Origin of the sequence: Methylobacterium sp. WL64 (assembly GCF_008039945.1) — a bacterium.
Lineage (GTDB): Bacteria > Pseudomonadota > Alphaproteobacteria > Rhizobiales > Beijerinckiaceae > Methylobacterium.
On sequence record NZ_VRVA01000040.1, the window covers coordinates 22,968 to 43,351 of the forward strand.

18 protein-coding genes and 1 pseudogene are annotated in these 20,384 nt (G+C 66.1%); 8 read left to right on the forward strand and 11 right to left on the reverse strand.

The window, feature by feature from the left end:
• Positions 1-83 precede the first annotated feature (83 nt).
• Positions 84-425 carry a hypothetical protein gene (locus FV242_RS17460; protein ID WP_187278463.1) on the forward strand — a complete coding sequence of 114 codons (342 nt, stop codon included), beginning with the start codon at positions 84-86 and terminating at the stop codon, positions 423-425.
• A 177-nt stretch (positions 426-602) separates the two neighbouring features.
• On the opposite strand, the gene FV242_RS17465 is transcribed toward FV242_RS17460, so the two are convergent.
• Positions 603-857: a hypothetical protein gene (locus tag FV242_RS17465; RefSeq protein ID WP_147939801.1), complete on the reverse strand. Its 255-nt coding sequence runs from the start codon at positions 855-857 to the stop codon at positions 603-605.
• Positions 858-1,006: 149 nt separating this feature from the next.
• On the opposite strand from FV242_RS17465, the gene FV242_RS17470 reads away from it, so the two are divergent.
• On the forward strand, positions 1,007-2,530 hold the full coding sequence (locus FV242_RS17470; protein WP_147939802.1) for a carbohydrate porin: 1,524 nt from the start codon (positions 1,007-1,009) through the stop codon (positions 2,528-2,530).
• 20 nt (positions 2,531-2,550) lie between these two features.
• On the opposite strand, the gene FV242_RS17475 is transcribed toward FV242_RS17470, so the two are convergent.
• Together FV242_RS17475 and FV242_RS17480 are read right to left on the reverse strand one after the other, a co-directional pair.
• Entirely contained in the window at positions 2,551-3,594 is a 1,044-nt protein-coding gene (locus FV242_RS17475) for a transporter (RefSeq protein WP_246692750.1), read from the reverse strand.
• A gap of 5 nt (positions 3,595-3,599) precedes the next feature.
• Positions 3,600-5,228 (reverse strand): inorganic phosphate transporter, encoded by a 1,629-nt coding sequence (locus FV242_RS17480; protein ID WP_147939803.1) that lies wholly within the window; start codon positions 5,226-5,228, stop codon positions 3,600-3,602.
• 182 nt (positions 5,229-5,410) lie between these two features.
• On the opposite strand from FV242_RS17480, the pseudogene FV242_RS17485 reads away from it, so the two are divergent.
• The 5 genes and pseudogenes from FV242_RS17485 to FV242_RS17505 all read left to right on the forward strand — a co-directional run bounded on the left by FV242_RS17485 (position 5,411) and on the right by FV242_RS17505 (position 10,469).
• Positions 5,411-6,421 (forward strand): annotated as a pseudogene (locus FV242_RS17485) (integrase core domain-containing protein).
• A gap of 351 nt (positions 6,422-6,772) precedes the next feature.
• Entirely contained in the window at positions 6,773-7,786 is a 1,014-nt protein-coding gene (locus FV242_RS17490) for an ABC transporter substrate-binding protein (protein WP_147939804.1), read from the forward strand.
• A 10-nt stretch (positions 7,787-7,796) separates the two neighbouring features.
• On the forward strand, positions 7,797-8,657 hold the full coding sequence (locus FV242_RS17495) for an ABC transporter ATP-binding protein (RefSeq protein WP_246692331.1): 861 nt from the start codon (positions 7,797-7,799) through the stop codon (positions 8,655-8,657).
• Between the two features lies 1 nt (position 8,658).
• Positions 8,659-9,504, forward strand: coding sequence for an ABC transporter permease (locus FV242_RS17500; protein ID WP_147910373.1), 846 nt, complete (start codon positions 8,659-8,661; stop codon positions 9,502-9,504).
• 44 nt (positions 9,505-9,548) lie between these two features.
• On the forward strand, positions 9,549-10,469 hold the full coding sequence (locus FV242_RS17505; RefSeq protein WP_147939805.1) for an acetamidase/formamidase family protein: 921 nt from the start codon (positions 9,549-9,551) through the stop codon (positions 10,467-10,469).
• A 115-nt stretch (positions 10,470-10,584) separates the two neighbouring features.
• Here FV242_RS17505 and FV242_RS17510 read toward each other — a convergent pair whose 3' ends face one another.
• From FV242_RS17510 to FV242_RS17540, 8 genes are all read right to left on the reverse strand, one after another.
• Positions 10,585-11,664 carry a P1 family peptidase gene (locus FV242_RS17510; protein ID WP_147939806.1) on the reverse strand — a complete coding sequence of 360 codons (1,080 nt, stop codon included), beginning with the start codon at positions 11,662-11,664 and terminating at the stop codon, positions 10,585-10,587.
• On the reverse strand, positions 11,661-12,557 hold the full coding sequence (gene gsiD / locus FV242_RS17515) for a glutathione ABC transporter permease GsiD (RefSeq protein WP_147939807.1): 897 nt from the start codon (positions 12,555-12,557) through the stop codon (positions 11,661-11,663). Before gsiD ends, FV242_RS17510 begins: the two co-directional genes overlap by 4 nt.
• Positions 12,558-12,564: 7 nt before the next feature.
• Entirely contained in the window at positions 12,565-13,485 is a 921-nt protein-coding gene (gene gsiC / locus FV242_RS17520) for a glutathione ABC transporter permease GsiC (RefSeq protein WP_147910377.1), read from the reverse strand.
• 108 nt (positions 13,486-13,593) lie between these two features.
• On the reverse strand, positions 13,594-14,007 hold the full coding sequence (locus FV242_RS35530; RefSeq protein ID WP_246692751.1) for a hypothetical protein: 414 nt from the start codon (positions 14,005-14,007) through the stop codon (positions 13,594-13,596).
• A complete protein-coding gene (locus FV242_RS17525; RefSeq protein WP_246692752.1) occupies positions 13,988-15,142 on the reverse strand; it encodes an ABC transporter substrate-binding protein in 1,155 nt (384 codons plus the stop codon). The genes FV242_RS35530 and FV242_RS17525 overlap by 20 nt, the downstream gene beginning before the upstream one ends.
• A 33-nt stretch (positions 15,143-15,175) precedes the next feature.
• Positions 15,176-17,077 (reverse strand): dipeptide ABC transporter ATP-binding protein, encoded by a 1,902-nt coding sequence (locus tag FV242_RS17530; RefSeq protein ID WP_147939808.1) that lies wholly within the window; start codon positions 17,075-17,077, stop codon positions 15,176-15,178.
• A gap of 8 nt (positions 17,078-17,085) precedes the next feature.
• Entirely contained in the window at positions 17,086-18,063 is a 978-nt protein-coding gene (locus FV242_RS17535; RefSeq protein ID WP_147910379.1) for an isoaspartyl peptidase/L-asparaginase family protein, read from the reverse strand.
• Positions 18,060-18,998: a MurR/RpiR family transcriptional regulator gene (locus FV242_RS17540; RefSeq protein ID WP_147939809.1), complete on the reverse strand. Its 939-nt coding sequence runs from the start codon at positions 18,996-18,998 to the stop codon at positions 18,060-18,062. Before FV242_RS17540 ends, FV242_RS17535 begins: the two co-directional genes overlap by 4 nt.
• Before the next feature lie 584 nt (positions 18,999-19,582).
• Between FV242_RS17540 and rnhA the strand changes: the two genes are divergently transcribed.
• On the forward strand, positions 19,583-20,248 hold the full coding sequence (gene rnhA / locus FV242_RS17545) for a ribonuclease HI (protein WP_147910381.1): 666 nt from the start codon (positions 19,583-19,585) through the stop codon (positions 20,246-20,248).
• Positions 20,249-20,384: the final 136 nt, after the last annotated feature.

The following is a 20,384-nucleotide window of genomic DNA, read 5'->3' on the forward strand; positions in this document are numbered from 1 at the left end:
CGGTATGGGGGCATAGATGCCATTGGGCCCCCTACTTCGGACAGGCTGCTTACATCTAGATACTGCCGTTGCAGATAGTCCGTATGAAGGTCTGTGATGGTTGGGAAGAAGGCCCTGGCCTGCAGCCAAGAAGCTGCGCTACGGCACCCAGTTCTTTGCCGGCCTTTAACGCCGGCAAGAAGGCCGCCAAGCGTCACAAATCATTCCCGCCCGCCTGTGAAGACTTGAAGGACGACCGCGGCGACCTCAACGAGATCGCCACCGGCCACGAGATCCTCGACGGACTTACCGGGACCGAAGCCGGAACCGGATCGGCGCTGTTCGCGGCGGGTGTGACCACGGGGGACATCGAGGCACGGACAAGGAAGCTGCTGGCCTCGGCCGCCAAGGCGCATCAAGCGTTAGTCGACGTCCGCCCGTTTTGACGCTCAAGGACCTACCGTTCGGCGGTCGGCCGTCAGGCCAGCAATTCTTGGCCAACCTGTTCGACGACCGCCAGGCGATCAGGGAGCCGGTGATGTACAGCGGCATTCGACGGTCGCGGTCGTCCATCCCCGCGAGGATGCGGTCCATCCCCTCGTCGTCTCGGTGATCCCGAAACATCAGTGCGATGCCAGCGACAAGCCGGTGTCTTGGCAAGATGGCGGCGGGATGGGGCCGGCCAGGGCGCAATCGGCGTCGGCGAGCTCGCGCCGTAGGTCGTCCTGCTGCGCCTCGACGAGATCGGCGAGGATATCCTCGTCGCGTTCGTCTACAACTGCGACGAGGCGGAAACCCGTTCCATCCCGCTCGAACTCTACCATGACCTCATCCTGGGCGTAGGGGTCGTGCGGATCGATGCAGAGGTGCTTCGGCATGGTCAGGGCTGGTTGACGGCGCCAGGGCGGCGAGGCGGCTCTCCTAGGCCCGTGCCGTGACGAAGGCATGAACGCTCATAAATGCCGACGCGAAGCCGTAAATTGTTTCAGAAACCTGCGTGTCGTGGAACGGTGATGAAGCTGTGTCGATGCTCAGCCTTCCAACCGGATCGGAGATCGAGGTGCGTTCCTCCCGCCGCACCACCATCTTTGCCGTCGTTGCGCTTGCCCTCTGGCTGCCCCCAAACCTAGGCGCGGCCCAGACCGAGGGACGCGAGGAACAAGCCACGGCTGCACGGCTTGCAGCTGAAGGCATCACCATCGGCTCGCCCTCCGGCGCGGGCGGCGATCCGCAGACCTCGGTTGCCCAGCCCGTCTTCTCGGCCGGCCGGGCGGCGGAGGTGACGACCTCGTTCCAGCCATTGCTCGGGCCCGCCGGCGACCCGGGCGGATACCGCGCATTCCTAGAGCGACACGGGATCACCTTCGGACTGATCACGGTGGCGGAGACCTACCGCGATGTTCGTGGCGGACTGCGGCGCGGCTCCACGGGCCTGACGCTGCTTGACCTCGACGTCGACGTGGATCTCGACACCCTGGCTGGATGGAAGGGGGCCACGGCCCACGGCACGGTCTACCAGATCCAGGGCAGCGGCACCTCTCGCTCGCGCGTCGGCAACCTCATGACCATCAGCGAGATCGAGGCCCTGCCCGCCTCGCGCCTGTCCGAACTTTGGCTGGAGCAGAGCCTGTTCGACGACCGGCTGTTTCTCCGGGTCGGCCAGCTCTCCGCCGACACCGAGTACATGGTCAGCCAGACCAGCATCCTATTCACCAACGGCACCTTCGGCTGGCCGGCAATCTTCGCCGCGAACATGACCGACGGAGGGCCGGCCTACCCGCTCTCGGCGCCGACCGTTCGCCTGAAATACGTGCCGACCCGTGAGCTCTCGTTTCAGGCCAGTCTGATCGACGGGACGCCCGGTGGAGGCAACCCACGCTCGGGGGTCGACCCGCAACGGCGCAATCCGAACGGCGTCCGCTTTCCGGTCTCCGATCCGCCGCTGGCCATCGCCGAGGTCTCCTACGCCTACAACGCCCATCCCGGCGACACGGGCCTGCCCGGCACCGTGACATTCGGGGGCTGGCACCGGTTCGGTCGCGTCGATGCAATCATGCCAGACCCGGTGAGCGGACTCGGCCGACGGGTCTCCGGTGATTCTGGCGTCTACGGTGTGATCGACCAGACGATCTATCAGGAGCCGAACGATCCCAACGACGGTGCCAGCGTGTTCCTGAGGGCCTCGGCCTCTCCTGCCGACCGCAACCTCGTAGACTTCTACCTCGACGCCGGCATCGCCTATCGCGGCCTATTCCCCGGGCGCTCGGACGACACCCTTGGTTTCGGCCTCGGCGTCACGCACATCTCCCCAACGGCGAGGCGGCTCGATGCGATTGCCGCGCTCCAAAGTTCGGCACCCACCCCCCGGCGCAGTACCGAGCTTCTGTTAGAGGCGACGTATCAGGCCGTGCTCGCTCCCGGCATCGCGCTGCAGCCGACTGTGCAGTACGTCGTCCACCCGGGAGGCGGAATCGCCAACCCCCGCGATCCCGACGGCAATCGAGTGCGCAACGCCACGGTGTTTGGCCTTCGCGCCATCAGCCGCTACTGAGCTGGGCACGGTTCGTCGGCTCAATCTCGCGGCGGCCGGATGCCCAGGACGCGGATTAGCGCATAGGCGACGACCGCCGAGAGGCAGGCGATGGCGATGGCCACGGTGGAGCCGGTTTCGTTGTCCGTGAGCGGCAGGCCCTTGGTGTTCATGCCGAACAGCCCGGTCACGAGCGTCGGCGGCAGGAACAGCGCGGTGAGCACCGACAGCATGTAGAGCTGCCGGTTCGAGGCCTGCGCGAGATAGGAGGACAGTTCCTCCTGCATCAGACGGCTGCGGTCCGCGAGCAGGACCATGTCGCGATCAAGCGCGTCGAGCCGCTGCGCGATCCGGGTGGCCGCGGCGATGGCCGCATCCGGGACCTCTTCGTCGGCCGAAGCGGTCTCCAGGCGATGGAACACAGCGCGCAGTCCCAGCAACTGCCGGTGCAGCCGGACCGCGTCCCGGCGGATCGGCCCGAGCCGCCGTCGCTCGCCGCGCACACGCTCGTCGAGGATGTGGTCCTCGATCTCGTCGAGCTCGTCGGCCAGGTGAGCACCGGTATCGGCCATCGATGTCACGACCCGGTCGACGATGACATCGAGCAGATGGATCGGGGCCAGGATGCCGCGACCTTCCACGGCGGCGTCACGAGCGAGGTCCGGTCCGAGGACGGGATGTCGTCGGCCGCTCGCCAGGAGGCGCGGGCCCATGACGAAATGCAGGCGCCCGCCGGCGTCGATCCTGGGGCTCTCACCGGCCTTTCGGACGAGATCGGCCACGACGCCGCCGATATAACTTGCCTCGACGATGAGGCGCTGGTGCGGATCGCTGGCGAAGGCCGCGGCTGCGAGACGCGAGGGGCCGAGACGCCCTTCCTCGATTACGGCCGGCAGGCGCGCGTCGTTCAGGTTGAAGTGCAGCCAGGTGAACGTCTCACCGAAAATCCCCGGGGCTGGCAGCGCCTCACCGTGGCCGACGAGATGACCGCGGCCACCCTCGTCGAAGCGCATCGCCCAGAGAAGTCCTGGAAGCGCCGGCTCGTCGCACAGACGGCGAGCGGGTGTCGCGGTACGGGCCTCCATCCGGCTCAGAACACGTGGCGCAGGATGAAGAACAGCGTCCCAGCAATGAGGATCGCGGCCGGCAGGGTCATCACCCAGGCCAGCGCCATGTTGCGCACCGTGGACATCTGCAGGCCCGAGCCGTTGGCCGCCATGGTGCCGGCGACGCCCGACGATAGGATGTGGGTGGTCGAGACCGGCAGACCATAGAGTTCAGCGAGCCCGATCGTCCCAGCAGCCACGATCTCGGCCGAGGCGCCCTGGGCGTAGGTGAGGTGGGTCTTGCCGATCTTCTCGCCCACCGTGACGACGATGCGCTTCCAGCCGACCATGGTGCCGAGGCCGAGCGCCAGGGCGACGCAGACCTTCACCCAACTCGGGATGTAGCGCGTGCCTTCGTTGAGGAGCTCGGTGTAGCCCTTCAGCGTCTTGGCATCGGCCTCGGAAAGGGCGGCCCCGGACTTCGGGAGGAGGCGGATCGCGTCGGAAGCGAGGTACATGTCGTTGCGCACGTTCGAGGTTGCGCCAGCCGGAACTTGCTGGAGCGAGCCGTAGCCCTTCACCGACACCGCGATGTCGCTCGAGAGCGTCGAGAGAGCACCGAACACCTCCGGGTTGTTGAGCGCCTTGGCTTTCAGCGCTTCGGCCACGGTCTTCCGGGCTTGGGCGGCGTCGGGACGTGCCGCCCCGTCGGCGTAGGTCGAGAACACCTTGCTGGCGGCCTCGGAGGTCTGGACGAAGGCCGGGGTCGCGTCGGCGTTCATGGTCCGGTTCAGGGCGTACGCGGTGGGGGCAGCGCCGATCAGGATCAGCATGATCAGGCCCATGCCCTTCTGACCGTCGTTGCCGCCGTGGAAGAACGACACCAGCGTGCAGGTCAGGATTAGGAGGCCGCGGATCCACAGCGGAGGTGGCGCCTCGCCCTTGGGCGCCTCGTACAGGTCCTTGCGTCGCACGGTGAACTTGAGTGCGAGGAGCAGTAAGGCGGCAGCCACGAAGCCGCAGATCGGGCTGAAAGCGAGTGCCTTGAACACGCCGAGCGCCTGCGTCCAGTCGACCCCAGAGGTGCCGTCCTGGCCGCCCATCAATTGGTTGGCGAGACCGACGCCGAGCACCGAGCCGATCAGCGCGTGCGATGAGGAGTTCGGTAGTCCGAGAGCCCAGGTTCCGAGGTTCCAGAGGATGGCGGCGATGAGCAGGGAGAAGATCATCGCGTATCCGGCGCCAGAGCCGACCTGCAGGATCAGTTCCACCGGCAGCAGGGTGACGATGGCGTAGGCGACGGCGCCTGAGGACAGCAGAACGCCCAGGAAGTTGAAAGTCCCGGACCAGATCACCGCCACCAGGGGCGGCATTGAGTGGGTGTAGATCACGGTGGCCACCGCGTTGGCGGTGTCGTGGAATCCGTTCACGAACTCGAAGGCCAGGGCGATCAGCAGAGCGAGGCCAAGGAGAGCGAAGGCGCCTAGTGCGAGGGGCTCTTGGTGGACGGCGTTCATGTCGGCGATCAGGCTGAACACCGCGTAGCCGAGCCCTGCGACGAGCGCGAGCAGGAAGGCGATCACGCCACCGGGATGGATGCCATGATCGAGCTTGGGTTTACCGGCCGTCACATGTCCAACCGTACCGGTCGGTGCCAGGATTGCGTCGGACATGAACACCTTGAGAATTTATTTCGCCGATCGGGGATTAAATTGGCCGCGTGACGATGAGGTGACGGTCCAGAGTTCTCGTGCTTATCCCGCGTGCGGAATTCGGGTGACCCTGACCCAGCAAACCGGTCCGCGCTGAACGCAAGTGTTTCGGGCATCCTGAACCTTGAAGGAGGGTGGATGCCATGCCTCGCCAACGCTTCACGAACGAACAGATCGCCTTCGCCCTGCGGCAGGCGGAGAACGGTGCGACGGTGGATGAGGTCTGCCGTAAGATGGGCGTGTCCGAGCCGCCGTTTTACCGCTGGAAGAAGCAGTTCGTCGGCATGGGCGTGCCGGAGATCCGCCGGCTCAAGCAATTAGAGGACGAGAACAGTAAGCTGAAGAGGCTGGTCGCCGATCTGACGCTGGACCGCTCCATGTTGCAGGATGTGCTCAAGCGAAAGTGGTAAGGCCCGCCGCTCGCCGTGAGGTCGCCGGCCACCTTAAGGCGGCCTACCGCATCAGCGAGCGTCGGGCCTGCCAGGCCACCGGACTCGGTCGCTCGCCCCAGCGTTACAGGAAGCGCTCGGACCCGTAGGTGGTGCTGCGGGTGCGGCTGAAGGAGCTGGCTGCCGCGCGGGTGCGCTACGGCTACCGCCGGCTGGCCCAAACGCAAGCGGGCTCGGCGCTACCGGCAAGGCCGGCCGGCCATCGGCGGACCCAACGAGGTCTGGGCGATGGACTTCATGTCCGACCGCACCTTCGACGGACGTCCGTTCCGGATCCTGACGGTGGTCGGTTGCCATACGCGAGAGGCGCTCTCACTCACGCCGAGAGCCAACTTCCGCGCCTTCCAGGTAACCGAGGCTCTGGACGCCTCGGTCAGGCTGCGGGGGCGGCCCAAGAGCCTGCGGGTCGACAATGGGCCGGAGTTTGCCGGGCGCACGCTCGACCAGTGGGCGTACCTGAACGGGCCGAGATCGACTTCTCACGACCGGGCAAGCCAACCGACAACGGCCACAAACGAGTCGTTCAACGGCCGCCTACGGGCGGAATGCCTGAACGCCTCGTGGTTCCTGTCGCTGGCCGATGCCCGGGAGCGCATCGAGGAATGGAGGTGCCACTTTGACGAAGATCGACCCCACACGGCCCTGGGCGGCTTGACGCCCCGAGCCTTCGCCAACCAAGCTGTCACCGCCCGGGAACTTGCTTAGGCCGTGGACCACAAACGGGGTCAACTCAAGGCCTACCGCGCACCAACCTGAACCTTGGACCACCTTGTGGGGGGCCGATCAGGACCGACGATCGATTGTCGCGACAACCACGCAAATCGACCACGCGAGTGAGGCTTCCTTAGCGCCGCCGAGCAGACGTGCGCAATGGATCCCACGCATACGGAGCAGATCCAAGATCGAGTACCCCCTATTGCCGGGAGCACTCGCGTGGTCTGGCAGCTAACTTGCTTCATACAGTGGCCGGCGGCGGCAATCGTACGATCGTGAACCGACGCCATCGCACGTCTGCGGCAATCGACCGATCGCCTCCTCGCGTCTCGCGGAGTTCGTATGCCTCAATCCTGGTCGCCACTGCTTGGTAGGCGCTCGATCCTGAAAGGTCTGGCCGGCCTAGCGGTCGGTGCGCCGCTGGCGCCGACGGCCGCGCGCGCCGCGGGCCTCAAGACCGTCCGCTTCAGCGAGGCCGTCCACAACCTCGGCTACATCAATCTCTACGTCGGAATGCACGCCGGCATCTTCGAGAAGAACGGCCTCGACATGCAGGTGAGTGCTGCCGGCGGCGACACGCAGACCTTCGCGGCCGTGCTCGGCGGCTCGTCAGATTTCGCCATCGGCGATCCGACGATGGCGGTGATCTCGCGCGAGAACGGCGGTCCCGGGATGGTCGTCGGCACCGTCGTTCAGCGGGCCCACTACTTTGCAGTCTCGAAGACGGTCGAGGCCTTCACCGATCCGAAGGGCTTCAAGGGCAAGCGGATCGCCACATCGCCGGAGCCCAACACCAACTTCAGCGTCACCAAGCGTCTCGTCGAGAGCAACGGGATGAAGCTCGGCGTCGACGCGACGATCGTGCCGGTAAGTCCCGGATCCGAGATCGCCGCCATGCTCGCGGGCGCGGCCGATATCGCGGTCGCCTTCCAGCCCGGCGTGGCGCAGGCCGTGGCGCAGGGCGCCAAGATCGTGTTCGATTTCTCGAACTATGTCGGGCCCTTCTGCAACACCGGGATCATGGTCCTACCCACAACCATGCAGAAGGATCCCACGACCGTCCAGGCCCTAGTGACGGCCTTTGAGGAGGCTGGGCGCAGGACCTACAGCGATCCCGACTACGCCAAGAAGGTCGCGCGGCTGGAGTTTCCGGACCTGCCTGAGGATGTAGTGGACGCGGCAATCGATGCCGAGCTGAAGTACAAGATCCCAGCCTCCAGCGTCGTGACGGAGAAGGACGCCTGGGAAAGCCTAATGGACATGCAAAAGTATCTTGGAAATATCAAGGGCACGCTCTCTTTCGATCAGATCGTCGACAATACGTTTGCCGACAAGGCCGCGAAGCGCGCCGGTTGACTGGTGCCCTGTGTCCGAAGGCCTCCTGCACGCCGCGACCAACCCCACGCCTCCTCTCGCCGTCGAGCGCCTCGCCAAGGCGTATCGGACGGGCAGTCACGTCCTGCCCGTCGTCGGCGATCTCACCTTCGCGCTCGCTCGCCGGGAGATCGTCGCGATTGTCGGGCCCTCTGGCTGCGGGAAGACCACGCTCCTCAATGCCGTCTGCGGTCTGACACCGGTGGATGCCGGGCGCATCCTCTGGAATGGCTTGCCCCTCGACCGACGTGGTCGGCCGCCGAGCGGGATCGGCTACATGCTGCAGAAGGATCTCCTGCTGCCCTGGCGCACGGCCCTCGACAACGTGAAACTCGGGACCGAACTGCGCGGGATGCCCCGTGGGTTAGCGGATGAGCGGGCACGCGCGCTCCTTGACCAGCTCGGTCTGCACGGGTTCGCCGGTGCCTATCCCGCGACCCTATCCGGCGGCATGCGCCAGCGCGTGGCCCTCGCACGCACACTGATCAACGATCCGGACGTCCTGCTGTTCGACGAGCCCTTCGCGGCGCTCGACTTCCAGACGAAGCTGCTGATCGAGGCCGACACGGTGCGGCTCGTGCGCGACGGCGGCAAATCCGTGCTTCTGATCACGCATGACATTGAGGAAGCCGTCTCGGTGGCCGACCGCGTCCTCGTGCTGAGCGGGCGGCCGACCACCGTCAAGGCCTCCTACACGATCGACCTCGACTGCGCGCCCGATGACATGATCGGGGCCCGGGAGAGCGTCGGGTTTGGCGACTACGTCCGCCAGATCTGGGCCGATCTCGATATCCCACGCACTACGATCGGCGGCGCAGGTCGTGGGATCAGCCGCGCTGCAGCGAGGTCCTGAAATGTCGGATGCTGTGACCGGACCGGCAACGGAGGCCGGGACGAGCTGGGCTGTCCCATCTGCACCGCTGCGCGACGGTCCACGCCTGCGCTCGGGCGCGCTCGTCCTGCTCGTGCAGATCACACTGCTCGCGGCCCTGTTGGCGGCCTGGGAATGGCAGACGCGCCAAAGCCCGCAATCGTCTTTCCTGTTCGGCTCGCCCTCGGCGATCGGCCGGTTCCTCTGGCAGGGTCTTGCCGACGGCACGCTCTTGCGCGACGCGGGCGTCACCGCCCTCGAAACGGGGCTCGGGTTTCTCATCGGCAACGTCGTGGGCACGCTCGCCGGTCTTTCTCTCTGGTACTCGACCTTCGTCTCGCGGGTCGTCCAGCCCTTCATCGTTGCGGTAGGCTCGATCCCGATCATCGCGCTCGCCCCGATCATCATCATCTGGTTCGGCACGGGGCTCGCCTCGAAGGTCGCGATGTCGACGCTGTCCGTCGTCGTGGTCGCCCTCGTGACCTCCTACAAGGGCGCGCTCGGCGTCGACCCGGACCAGATCAACCTCCTGCGGACTCTCGGTGCACGAAAGCCGCAGATCTTCACCAAGCTCGTCGTGCCGTCGAGCCTCGCCGACATCTTCGCCGGCTTGAAGCTCACTGTCGGCTTCGCGCTGATCGGCGCCATCGTCGGCGAGTTCATGTCGTCGTCCGTAGGGCTGGGCCACGCAATCTTCCAAGCGGGATCCCTCTACGCGATCCCGAAGGTCTTCGCCGCGCTGGTCGGCACGATCGCGCTGGCCCTCGTTCTGACTTTCCTAGTCGGCCGGGCCGAACGGGCGCTCATGCCTTGGCGGGATCATCTCTGACCCACGCCCCCTCGATACCACCGACATCGCCAAAGGAGTTCCATGTGACGCAGCGCATCAGCAAACAAGGAACGATCAAATACGCCCTCTCGGGCGACGAGCCCTTCGTCGCGACGATCGCACCCGGCGAGATCGTCACGGTTGAATGCGTGATCAACATTGGTGACGGGGTCATAAAGGAACTCGGGCAGAACCTGACCGAGGCCGACGTCACCTTCCCGTTCGTGAATGGGGCGACGGGGCCGATCGAAGTCGCGGGCGCGAAGCCGGGCGACATGCTGAAGGTCGAAATCCTTGACATGGAACTGGGCCAACGCGGCTACAGCTCCCTCTGGCCCGGGCACGGCATGTTTCCGGACTGGGTGCGCCGCAAGGAATGGGGCATCCGGACAAAGATCGTCGATGTAAACGACGGTCATGTCATCTGGAATGACCGGCTCCGGCTGCCGGTGAAGCCGATGGCCGGCGTCATCGGCGTCGCGCCCGTCCATGGTGCAGTCCTCACGGTCGACAACGGCACGCATGGCGGCAACCTCGACGTTCAGGAGGTCACTACCGGGAACATGGTGATGCTGCGGGTCGAGAAGGCCGGCGCGCATTTCTTCATCGGCGATTGTCACGCGCTCCAGGGCGACGGCGAAGCGGTTGGGATGGGGGCGATCGAAATCGGTGCGAACGTGACCCTGCGGGTGAGCCTCGTGCCCGCGCCGGCGCGGCTCGGCCACCCGCGGATCGAGACGCCCACGCATATCTGCACGCTCGGCTGCGCCCGTCCGCTTGAGGACGCGATGCGCATCGCGTTCGCCGACATGATCTACTGGCTTGCGGACGAGTGGAACATCCCCGAACCGGAGGGTTACCTTCTGCTCGCACAGATCGCCGAGGCGCGCTGCACGCAGATGGTCAATCCGAAATACACGTACATCTGCAAGGTGCCGAAGGCGATCCTCGCGGCTTTCCAGTGAGTCGAGCCGCAGACCTGCAATCCGGTCAATCGCCGGATCCGATCCTACCGAGCCAAGCAGTTCGGCCTGTAGATGCCGGCGTCGCCCTCGATGTCCGTCGAGATCAGGTCGCACATCAATCAGGCCCGAGGATGTCGGCCCAGCTGGGCAGAAGTTCGGTCAGCGCGTGTCGCATGTGGCCGGCTCGACCCGTCACCGTCTCGGCCCGCCACAGGGCATGGATGATCGCCTGCTCGATTCCGTCGGCGGCGGCCTCGAACAACGGATCGAGCTCCGCGTCGTGAAGTAGGACGGGCATGGGCGCTGGGCGTGTGGGATCGTGCGGCACGGTGTAGGCGGTCGTGAAAGCGAGAGCGATGTCGCCGCTACCGTGGCCGAACACCGACCCGGTCCGGGCAAGGCCCGCGCCGGCGCGCCGGGCGACCCGACGCAACTGGCGCGCGTCGAGCGGCGCATCGGTGGCGACGATCATGATGATCGATCCCTTCTCCGGGGTTTCCGCGCCTACTACCTCGTCCTCTGAAGCGGTCCTGAGGTAGGGGGCAAGCGGCTTGCCGCAGACTCGGATCTGGGACAGTTTGCCGAAGTTCGACAAGACGAGCGTGCCCACAGTGAATCGGCCGCGCGCTGGCGTGCGGATCCGCCGGGAGGCGGTACCGATGCCACCCTTGAACCCGAAACTCGACATCCCGCGCCCGGCACCGACCGACCCTTCCGCCACGGTGGTCCCGGCCGCGCCGACCGCGTCGCGATAATGAGCCGGTTCGACCGCCATGCGCTGGATGTCGTTGAGATGGCCGTCGTTGCACTCGAACACGAGCGGGTTGACGGTTGGCAACCCGCGCCCGATCTCAGGATTGGCAGTGATCGCGATCCGGATCTGGGCGGCCGCCACCGCCGGCACGCTGAAGGTGTTGGTCAGGGCGACGGGCGTCTCCAGCACACCGAGTTCCTCGACCTGCATGAGGCCGACGGACTTGCCGAATCCGTTGAGCACCACGCCGGCCGCCGGGACCCGGTCCCGGTATAGATCGCCACCGTGCGGCAGGACGACCGTCACCCCGGTCTGCACCTCCCCGTCGGCCAGCGTGCAATGGCCGACAGTCACGCCCGCCACATCGGTGATGGCGTCGCGGGCGCCCCGCGGCAGGCGCCCGACCCGCGGCGCCGTGCGAGGAGAGGCGGGCGCCGTCATTGGCGATCGATCTTCGGGTCAAGGGCGTCCCGAAGACCATCCCCGAGGAGGTTGAAGGCGAGCACCGTGAAGAAGATCGCCAGGCTCGGGAACAGGGCTACGTGCGGCGCCGAGACCATGTCGGCCCGGGCTTCGTTCAGCATGGCCCCCCATTCGGGCGTCGGCGGCTGCGCGCCCATCCCGAGGAAGGACAGGCTCGCCGCCGTGATGATCGAGGTGCCCAGCCGCATCGTGAAGTAGACGACGATACCCGAGATCGTACCCGGGAGGATGTGCCGAAGGAGGATTGTCCGGTCCGGAGCACCGATGCTGTGCGCGGCCTCGATATAGGTGGTGTTCTTCAGGACCAAGGTCGTGCCGCGCACGAGCCGCGCGAAGGCCGGAACGCTGAAAACGGACACGGCTACGACGACGTTGACGAGCCCGGAACCGAGTATCGCCACGACGCCGAGGGCGAGTAGGATTCCCGGGAAGGCGAACAGGACGTCTGACATGCGCATGACCAGCCGGTCCCACCAGCCGCCGTAGTAGCCCGCCAGCAGACCGAGAAGCGTACCGACGAAGCCGCCGACGGCGACCGAAAGGAAGCCTGTAGCGAGGGAGATCCGCGCACCCTCGATGATGCGACTAAGGATATCCCGCCCGAGGGGATCGACGCCCAACCAGTGTGCGACCGAGGGGCCCTCGTTGATCCGGTCGTAGTCAAAGTCGTTGACGGCGTCGTAGGGGACGATCCAGGGAGCCAGAACGGCGATCACGACCAAGAGGGCGATGAAGCCGAGCGCAGCGACGGCGACACGCTGGCGCCGGAACTTGCGCAGGAACTCGGACCACGGCGTGCGCACGCCGCTGGGGACGGATGCAATCGCGGCGGGGACGACGGTTTCGATCACGGCCAGCTCAGCTGTAGCGAATGGTCGGGTTGATGAGACCGTAGAGCACGTCCACGACCAGATTGATCAGGATGAACTCCAGGGAGAACAGCAGGACCAAGGCCTGGATCACCGGATAGTCGCGCTGATTTACGGCATCGACGAGCAGACGGCCGATACCGGGCCAGTTGAACACCGCCTCCACGACGATTGAGCCGCCGAGGAGGAAGCCGAACTGCAGGCCCATCATGGTGACGACGGGGATCAGGGCGTTGCGCAGGCAGTGCTTGGCGATGACGCTTCGCTCCTTCAGCCCCTTCGCTCGAGCCGTGCGCACGAAATCTTCGCCGATCACCTCGATGAAGGCGGCGCGCGTGAAGCGAGCCATCACGGCGGCGACGGCGGCGCCGAGGGTCAGCGAAGGCAGGATGTAGTGCCACCACGTCGCCGCACCGACGGTGGGCAGCCACCCGAGCTCCACCGAGAAGATCTGCATCAGGAGGATGCCCAGCGCGAAGGCGGGGAACGAGATGCCGGAGACGGCGAGCGTCATGCCGAATCGGTCGGGCCACTCGTTCCGGTAGACCGCGGAGACGATGCCGATCATGAGGCCGAAGGCGACGGCCCAGGCCATGCTGGTGAGCGTCAGCAGCAGCGTCGGCATGAAGCGCTCGCCGATCTCGACGGCGACCGGGCGGCGAGTGCGGATCGAGACGCCGAAATCGCCCTGCGCGAGGTGGGCGAAATAGCGGACGAACTGCTCGGGCAGCGACCGGTCAAGGCCGAGTTCGGTGCGAACCAGCGCCACCGTCTGGGCGTCGGCATCCTGTCCGGCCGCCAGGCGTGCCGGATCGCCCGGAAGCAGATGGACGAACAGGAAGACCAGCACCGCGACGATCAGCAGCGTGGGCAGCAGCCCGAGGAGCCGCTTGAGCAGGAAGGTCAACATAGGCTCGCGCCTGCGATCGAAGGTTTTCGTGAGGAATGCGCGAACGCCTGCAGCGCGAGGCGGTCAGCCTTGAATGCCGCCTCGCGTCGGGTCCGGGGCCGGACGCGTCTAGTGCGTGACGGCGATCTCACCGGAATCGATGTTGCCGTCAGGCATGACGTAGACACCGGAGAGCCGCGCCGAGGTTGCGTAGAGGTTCTGCTCGGTCACGAGGGGCGCCCAGGGCGCATCCTTCATGACGATCTCCTGGGCCTTGGCGTACAGGTCGGTCTTCTCCGCGTCGCTGGTCGAGACCAGGGCCTTGGCCAGGAGAGAGTCGAATTCAGAGTTGCTGTAATAGGCCGTGTTGTTGAGCTTGGGCCTCCAGGCCTCCGTCGCCAGAAGCGGCCGTAGACCCCAGTCGGCCTCACCTGTCGAGGACGACCAACCGGCATAGTACAGACGGACCCGGGCCGTCTTCGGGTCGGGAGCGGTTTGAACCCACTCGGTGCGCTGGCCGGGCTCAAGCGCCTGGGTCTGCACCTTGATGCCGACCTGACCGAGCTGCTGCTGGATGAACTGGATCGCCTTCTGGGCGGTGGTCGTGGTGTAGGCGCTCCAGAGGCTCGCCTCGAAGCCGTTGGGGTAGCCCCGCGTCCTTGAGCAGCTGGCGCGCCTTGGCGGGGTCGTAGGGCCACGGATTCATAGCGTGGGCATAGAGCACGCCCTGCGGGACGATGCCCTGCGCGGGGAAGGCGTAGCCGCTGAAGGCGACCTTGGCGAGCGCATCCTTGTTGATGGCGTAGTTGATCGCCTGACGCACCCGCAGGTCGTCAAACGGCTTCTGCAGCACGTTCATGCTGAGGTATCTCTCGATGATCGAGGCGTGCGCCTCGACCCTCAGCTTCTTGTTGGTCTCAAGCATCTTAGCCTGCTCGTAGGGGAGCGGGAAGGCGAAGTCGGCCTCTCCCGTCTGCAGCATGGCCGCGCGGGTGCCGTTCTCCGGGACAGGCTTCCAGGTGACGGTGTCGACCTTCGGGAGCCCGGCCTGCCAGTACGCGGCGAACTTTGCGCCCTTGACGTAATCGGTCTGCTTCCAGTCCACGAAGGTGAAGGGTCCGGTGCCGACCGGGTGGAAGGCGATGTCCTTGCCGTATTTCTTCAAGGCCGTCGGAGAGATGATCGCCGCCGAGGCGTGGGCGAGGGAATTGATGAACGGCCCGAAGGGCTCCTTCAAGGTGATGCGCAGGCTCGCGGGCGAGAGCACCTCGACCATCTTGATGCGGTTGAACTGATTGAAGCGGGCGAGGTGGTTCTCCGGATCGAGGACACGGTCGAGATTGGCTTTGACCGCTGCCGCGTCGAACGCCGTGCCGTCGTGGAATTTCACGCCTTCGCGCAGCGTGAACGTGTAGACGAGACCGTCCGGAGACATCTCGTAGTTCTGGGCAAGAACGTTGCGGACCTTGAGGTCCTTATCAAACCCGAAGAGCCCCTCGTAGAACGACTTGGTGACGGCCGTCGTGAGCGTCGTGTTCGTATTGTACGGGTCGAGCGTCTCGGGCTGGCCGCTGATCGCCAGGATCGGATCGCCCGCCGCCGCTGCGGGGGATACCGCTACGGTCAGGAGAGTGGAAGCAAGGAGAATACGCTCGAACACGGTCAGACCTCGGGGCATGGGGGCGATCCTACTGGCGGGATTGAGGCGGGGTCAGGCGGCAAGGCCACCGACCATGTGGCGGGCGACGAAATGGCCGGGACCGACCGCTACGAGGGGCGCCACGGGCGGCTCGTCGCCAAGCGCCCGGATCGGGCTCGGGATCTCGTCGGTCATGAGCCGGCCAGCACGCAGGTGGCGGCGTGCTGGGTCGGCGACCGGTACCGCCGCCATCAGCTTGCGGGTGTAGGGATGCTGCGGGTTCTCGAAGATCGCCCGGCGCGGGCCGATCTCGACGATCTGACCGAGATACATGACCGCGACCCGGTGGCTGATCCGCTCGACTACGGCCATGTCGTGGCTGATGAAGAGGTAGGCGAGGCCGAACTCCTGCTGGAGGTCGAGCATCAGGTTGACGATCTGGGCTTGGATCGACACGTCGAGAGCCGACACCGCCTCATCGGCGACGATGACCTTCGGGTTCAGGGCGAGCGCCCGGGCGATGGCGATTCGCTGGCGCTGGCCACCCGAGAACTCGTGCGGGTAGCGCTGGGCTTGGTCGGGGGTGAGACCAACGCGCTCAAGGAGCCAAGCCACGCGGGCTTCGGCCGCCCGGCGGGTCGCGATCCGGTGAACGAGAAGCGGCTCCATGATCGAGAAGCCCACCGTCAGGCGTGGGTCGAGGGACGCGTAGGGGTCCTGAAAGATGAACTGGATATTCCGCCGCAGGCCGCGCAGCTGTCCGGCAGGCAGGTCGCGGACGTTTCCGCCATCGAACTCGATCAGGCCACTCTGGCTCTCGACCAGACGCAGGAGCGAGCGGCCCGTCGTCGACTTGCCGCACCCGGATTCGCCGACCAGAGCGAGAGTCTCTCCGGGATGGAGATCGAAGCTGACCCGCTCGACCGCGTGGACCCGGCGGCGAACGCGGTCGAGTAGGCCGGCGCGAATGTCGAACCGGGTGACGAGGTCGCGCACCCGCAGGATCGGTGCGGCGCCGGGGCGAATGGTGTCGTGGGGCGGCGCCTCGTCCGGCGGGGCCATATCCGCCGGAAGCTCGGCTCGCAGCAGATCGAATTTTTTCGGCAGATCGCTTCCTGCCATCGCTCCGAGCCGCGGGACGGCGGCCAGGAGAGCACGGGTATAGCCGTGGCGAGGGTCTGCGAAGAGTGCCGGGGCCGGCCCCTCCTCGACCTTGTCGCCGCGGTACATCACCAGCACGCGGTCGGCGATCTCGGCCACGACGCCCATGTCATGGGTGATGAAGACGACACCCATCTTCATCTCGGCCTGAAGGCTGCGGATAAGTTCGAGGATCTGCGCTTGGATGGTGACGTCGAGGGCGGTGGTCGGCTCGTCGGCGATGAGCAACTGGGGCTTGCAGGCCAGGGCCATGGCGATCATCACGCGTTGGCGCATCCCGCCGGAGAGCTGATGCGGATAGCGCCCGAGCACGTTGCGCGCCTCGGGGATACGCACGAGATCGAGCATGCGCAGCGCCTCGGCCCGAGCAGCTGACGCGCTCTTCCCTTGATGGACGCGAATCGACTCCGCGATCTGATCCCCAGCCGTGAAGACCGGGTTCAGCGAGGTCATCGGTTCCTGGAAGATCATCGCGATCTCGGCGCCGCGGATCGCGCGCATCCGAGCGTTCGAAGCACCCGCCAAGTCGACGATTTCGCCCGAGCGCCGCCGAAACGGCATCCGCCCGGCCGCGATCCGGCCGCCGCCGTGTTCGACGAGACGCATCAAGCTCAGCGAGGTCACGGACTTACCGGAGCCGGACTCGCCGACGATCGCCAAGGTCTCGCCCGCGTCGACATGGAACGATAGGTCGCGGACCGCCTCCACGACGCGTTCGGAGGTGGCGAAGCGGACTGTCAGGCCCTCGACGGCGACGACTTGGCGGTCCGGCAGAACGGAATGGGAAGCGGTCCCGGATGCGGTGGCCAGCATGACGGACCTCAGCGCAAGGGGGGCGATATGTGACGGGAATCACTGAAGATCGCCGTGACCGGCGTCTCGCCCGGATGGACAAGGCCACGATACATGCCCTCAGTATTGAACGGCATCGCGACTTGCCCATGGGCGTCGACCGCGATCAGCCCGCCACGGCCACCGACCGCCGCAAGGGCCTCGTGGACCACCGCACGGGCCGCCGTCTCGAGATCTTGCCCCCCGTAGGCCATGCGCGCGCAGACGTCGTGCGCCGCCGCGATGCGAATGAAAGCCTCGCCCGTGCCGGTGCAGGACACGGCGGCGGTCCGGTCATCCGCATAGGTCCCCGCGCCGATCAGGGGTGAGTCGCCGACCCGGCCGGGACGCTTGTTGGTCATGCCCCCGGTCGAGGTCATGGCAGCGAGATGGCCGTTCCGGTCGAGCGCAACGGCGCCGATCGTCCCGAACTTGCGCGTCTCGTCGAGCGGGCCGGACGCCACGTCATGGTCGAGGGCGACCTTTCCGGCGGCCTGGGCGCGGTGGAGCTGGTCGCGGCGGGCATCCGTGGAGAAGAAGTCCGGTTCGACCATCTCAAGGCCTCGCCCCTCAGCAAATGCATCGGCACCGCCACCGGCTATGAGGACGTGCTCGCCCCCATCCATCACGGCCCGGGCCGCCCGACCGGGCCGGCGCACCCGCGTGACACTCGCGACGGCGCCCGCGCGCAGCGTGGCGCCGTCCATGACGGCGGCGTCGAGCTCGTGCGTGCCGGCGCTGGTGAAGACGGCGCCGTGGCCCGCGTTGAAGAGCGGACACTCTTCCAAGAGGTCGACGGCGAGGCCCACGACATCGAGGGCGCTGCCACCGCGCGCGAGGCAGTCCGCTCCAGCCGCCAGGATGCCGGCGAGGGCCGCGTGATAGTGTGCCGCGCCAGCATCTGCCTGGCCCTGCGCGATCGTCCCAGCACCACCGTGGATCACGAGAACGGGGCGGCGGTCGCTCATGAGGCAGCTCCGGATTGCGGGGTCTCTGACAGGTCGTCGGCTCCACCCTGGGGCGGCCAAGCGGCATAGTCGCGATCGAGCCAGGGCAGCACCGCTTCCGTGACCCGCGTCGCGGCCGGGACGAGGTCCCCGGCGGCGAACGCGAAGGCGCTTGCCAAGGCCTCCACGAGCGCTGTCAGGCTGGCATCCGAGGCAGCGAAGTAATGGCAGTCGGTCTGCGCGTAGAGCGCGAGTGTGGCGGTCGCGACGAGGGGGGAATGCGGCCCGTCGGTCAGCGCCAGCACCGTGGCCCCGTGCCTCCGGGCGATCTGGGCCAGCCTCACCGTATCGGCGAAGTATCGCGGCGTGGCGAGGACGACGACGAGGTCATCGGGGGTCAGTCGGCGCAGGGTCCGCGCGGCGAAGCCGGGGCCTTCCAGCGTCGCCAGCAGATGGACGTCCTCGCGGTTGACGTCGAGGTTGCGCGCGAGGATCCCGGCCGGCCAGCTGCTGCTGCCCAAACCTACGACGTACACCCTCCGGGCCTGATGGATCGCCTGGACCGCTTGGGTACACGTCGCGCCGTCGAGCGTCCGCCGGGTCGCTTCGATGTTGCGGATGATTTCGGCGAGGGCTCCGTCGAGGATTTCAGGTACGGTCGCAGGCTGATCCCGGCCGACGCGCAGCTTCTCGACCGGTGCCAGGGCCTTTTCGTAACTGAGGACCAGGGCAGCGCGGAACTTCGCATAGCCCTCGTAGCCGACGGCGCGGGCGAACCGGTTAGCCGTGGCGACGGAGACGCCGACGAGGTCGGCAAGCTCGTTCACCGGCAGGGTAGCCACCTTCAACGGATGATCCAGGACGAATCGTGCGACCTGCCGATGGGCCGCGCTGAGCGCCGGGAAAGCCTTCGCGATGCGGTGTGTTACGGACGCGTCCTCAGATTGTAGGGCCACGGCGTCTCAACCGATCAAAAATTCTCTTCCGTTGCGTTTTTGAGAAATTTTCCGATCATACGCAAGCGGCCGTCTGCCGCTTTTGAGTGCGCCGGATGCACAAATCTTCGCGCTGTCGAGGGCAGGGCGAACGCGCCTGACACTTGAAGACATGACTTTCCAAGTGCCAACCGGATGCCGGTGGGCTGCGTTCAGGTGACCATCGATCGGTCCATCATCGCAATCTAGGGGTATCGGCTCGCACGGATCAGACACTGGGTTCTAACATCTTGGAAAAAAAGAAATTTTCTAGCTAAAACCTTGGTTTACCCCCAAACATCAGCCGACAAAAATATCCGCAACTCATCATAATGCTTATTTAGCGATTGAACGATAAGATATAGACGAATAAAAGTTGTACTATTTTATAATATCAGTATCCGTCATGGGCGCTGCCCCAACTCATACCCTGACATCCACTGCTATGAATTTCGCTTCAACCGCATCGCGGCAATGAACAACGCTGCGATTGGACAGCCATCGGCGCGCCTCGAAGCGATGGTAGTCTGCGATCGACCACCCAATACGGAAGGACTGATGCTACGATGCGAACGATCGTTTATGCCGATGGCGGTTGCGACCCTAACCCCGGGCCAGGCGGTTGGGGGGTCGTCGTCGCCGCTCCGGACGGCACGGTCGAGCTGTGCGGCGGAGAGCCCGGCACAACGACCAACAACCGCATGGAGCTGACGGCTGCGATCAAGGGTCTTGAGCATTTCCCGGCCGGGGCCGCGATCGAGATGCGGTGCGACAGCCAGTACGTCGTCAAATCGGTGACCGAGTGGATGCGCGGTTGGAAGGCGAAGGGCTGGCGCACGACGACGGGTGACGTGAAGAACGTCGACCTCATGAAGCGCCTCGACGAACTGAACGCGGCGCGCGACGTGAAATGGACCTGGGTCCGGGGGCATGCCGGCGACCGTCTTAATGAGCGCGCAGACGCTCTCGTCCACCGGGGCCGTCGCGAAGCGAAGCTCGGCAAGCTCGAGTCGCGGAACAGTGCTGCGCCCATACCTGCCCCTGCGGCCGCACCAGCGTCGCCGAGCCAAGGCGCCGCCCTGCGCGTCGATCTGGCGCTCGGCCTCCAGGTCGCTCAGGCCGCGAAGGCGGCGGGTGTTACGCCCGACGCTCTGATCGACGATGCGATCCGGTTCTACCTCGAAATCGGACCGAGCGAGGTCGCCCGCCTGCGATCGAGCCGAGCAAAGTAGACGAGGCCGGTTGCGACGCCGATTGGTCGCCGGCTCGATCCCGACTTTATCACATGCGTCGGCCGCTCGGACACCAGAAGCTTTTTGGGCAAGTAGCGGCCAGTCGGCGAAGCTTCCATGAGGGGCTGCTGCATGT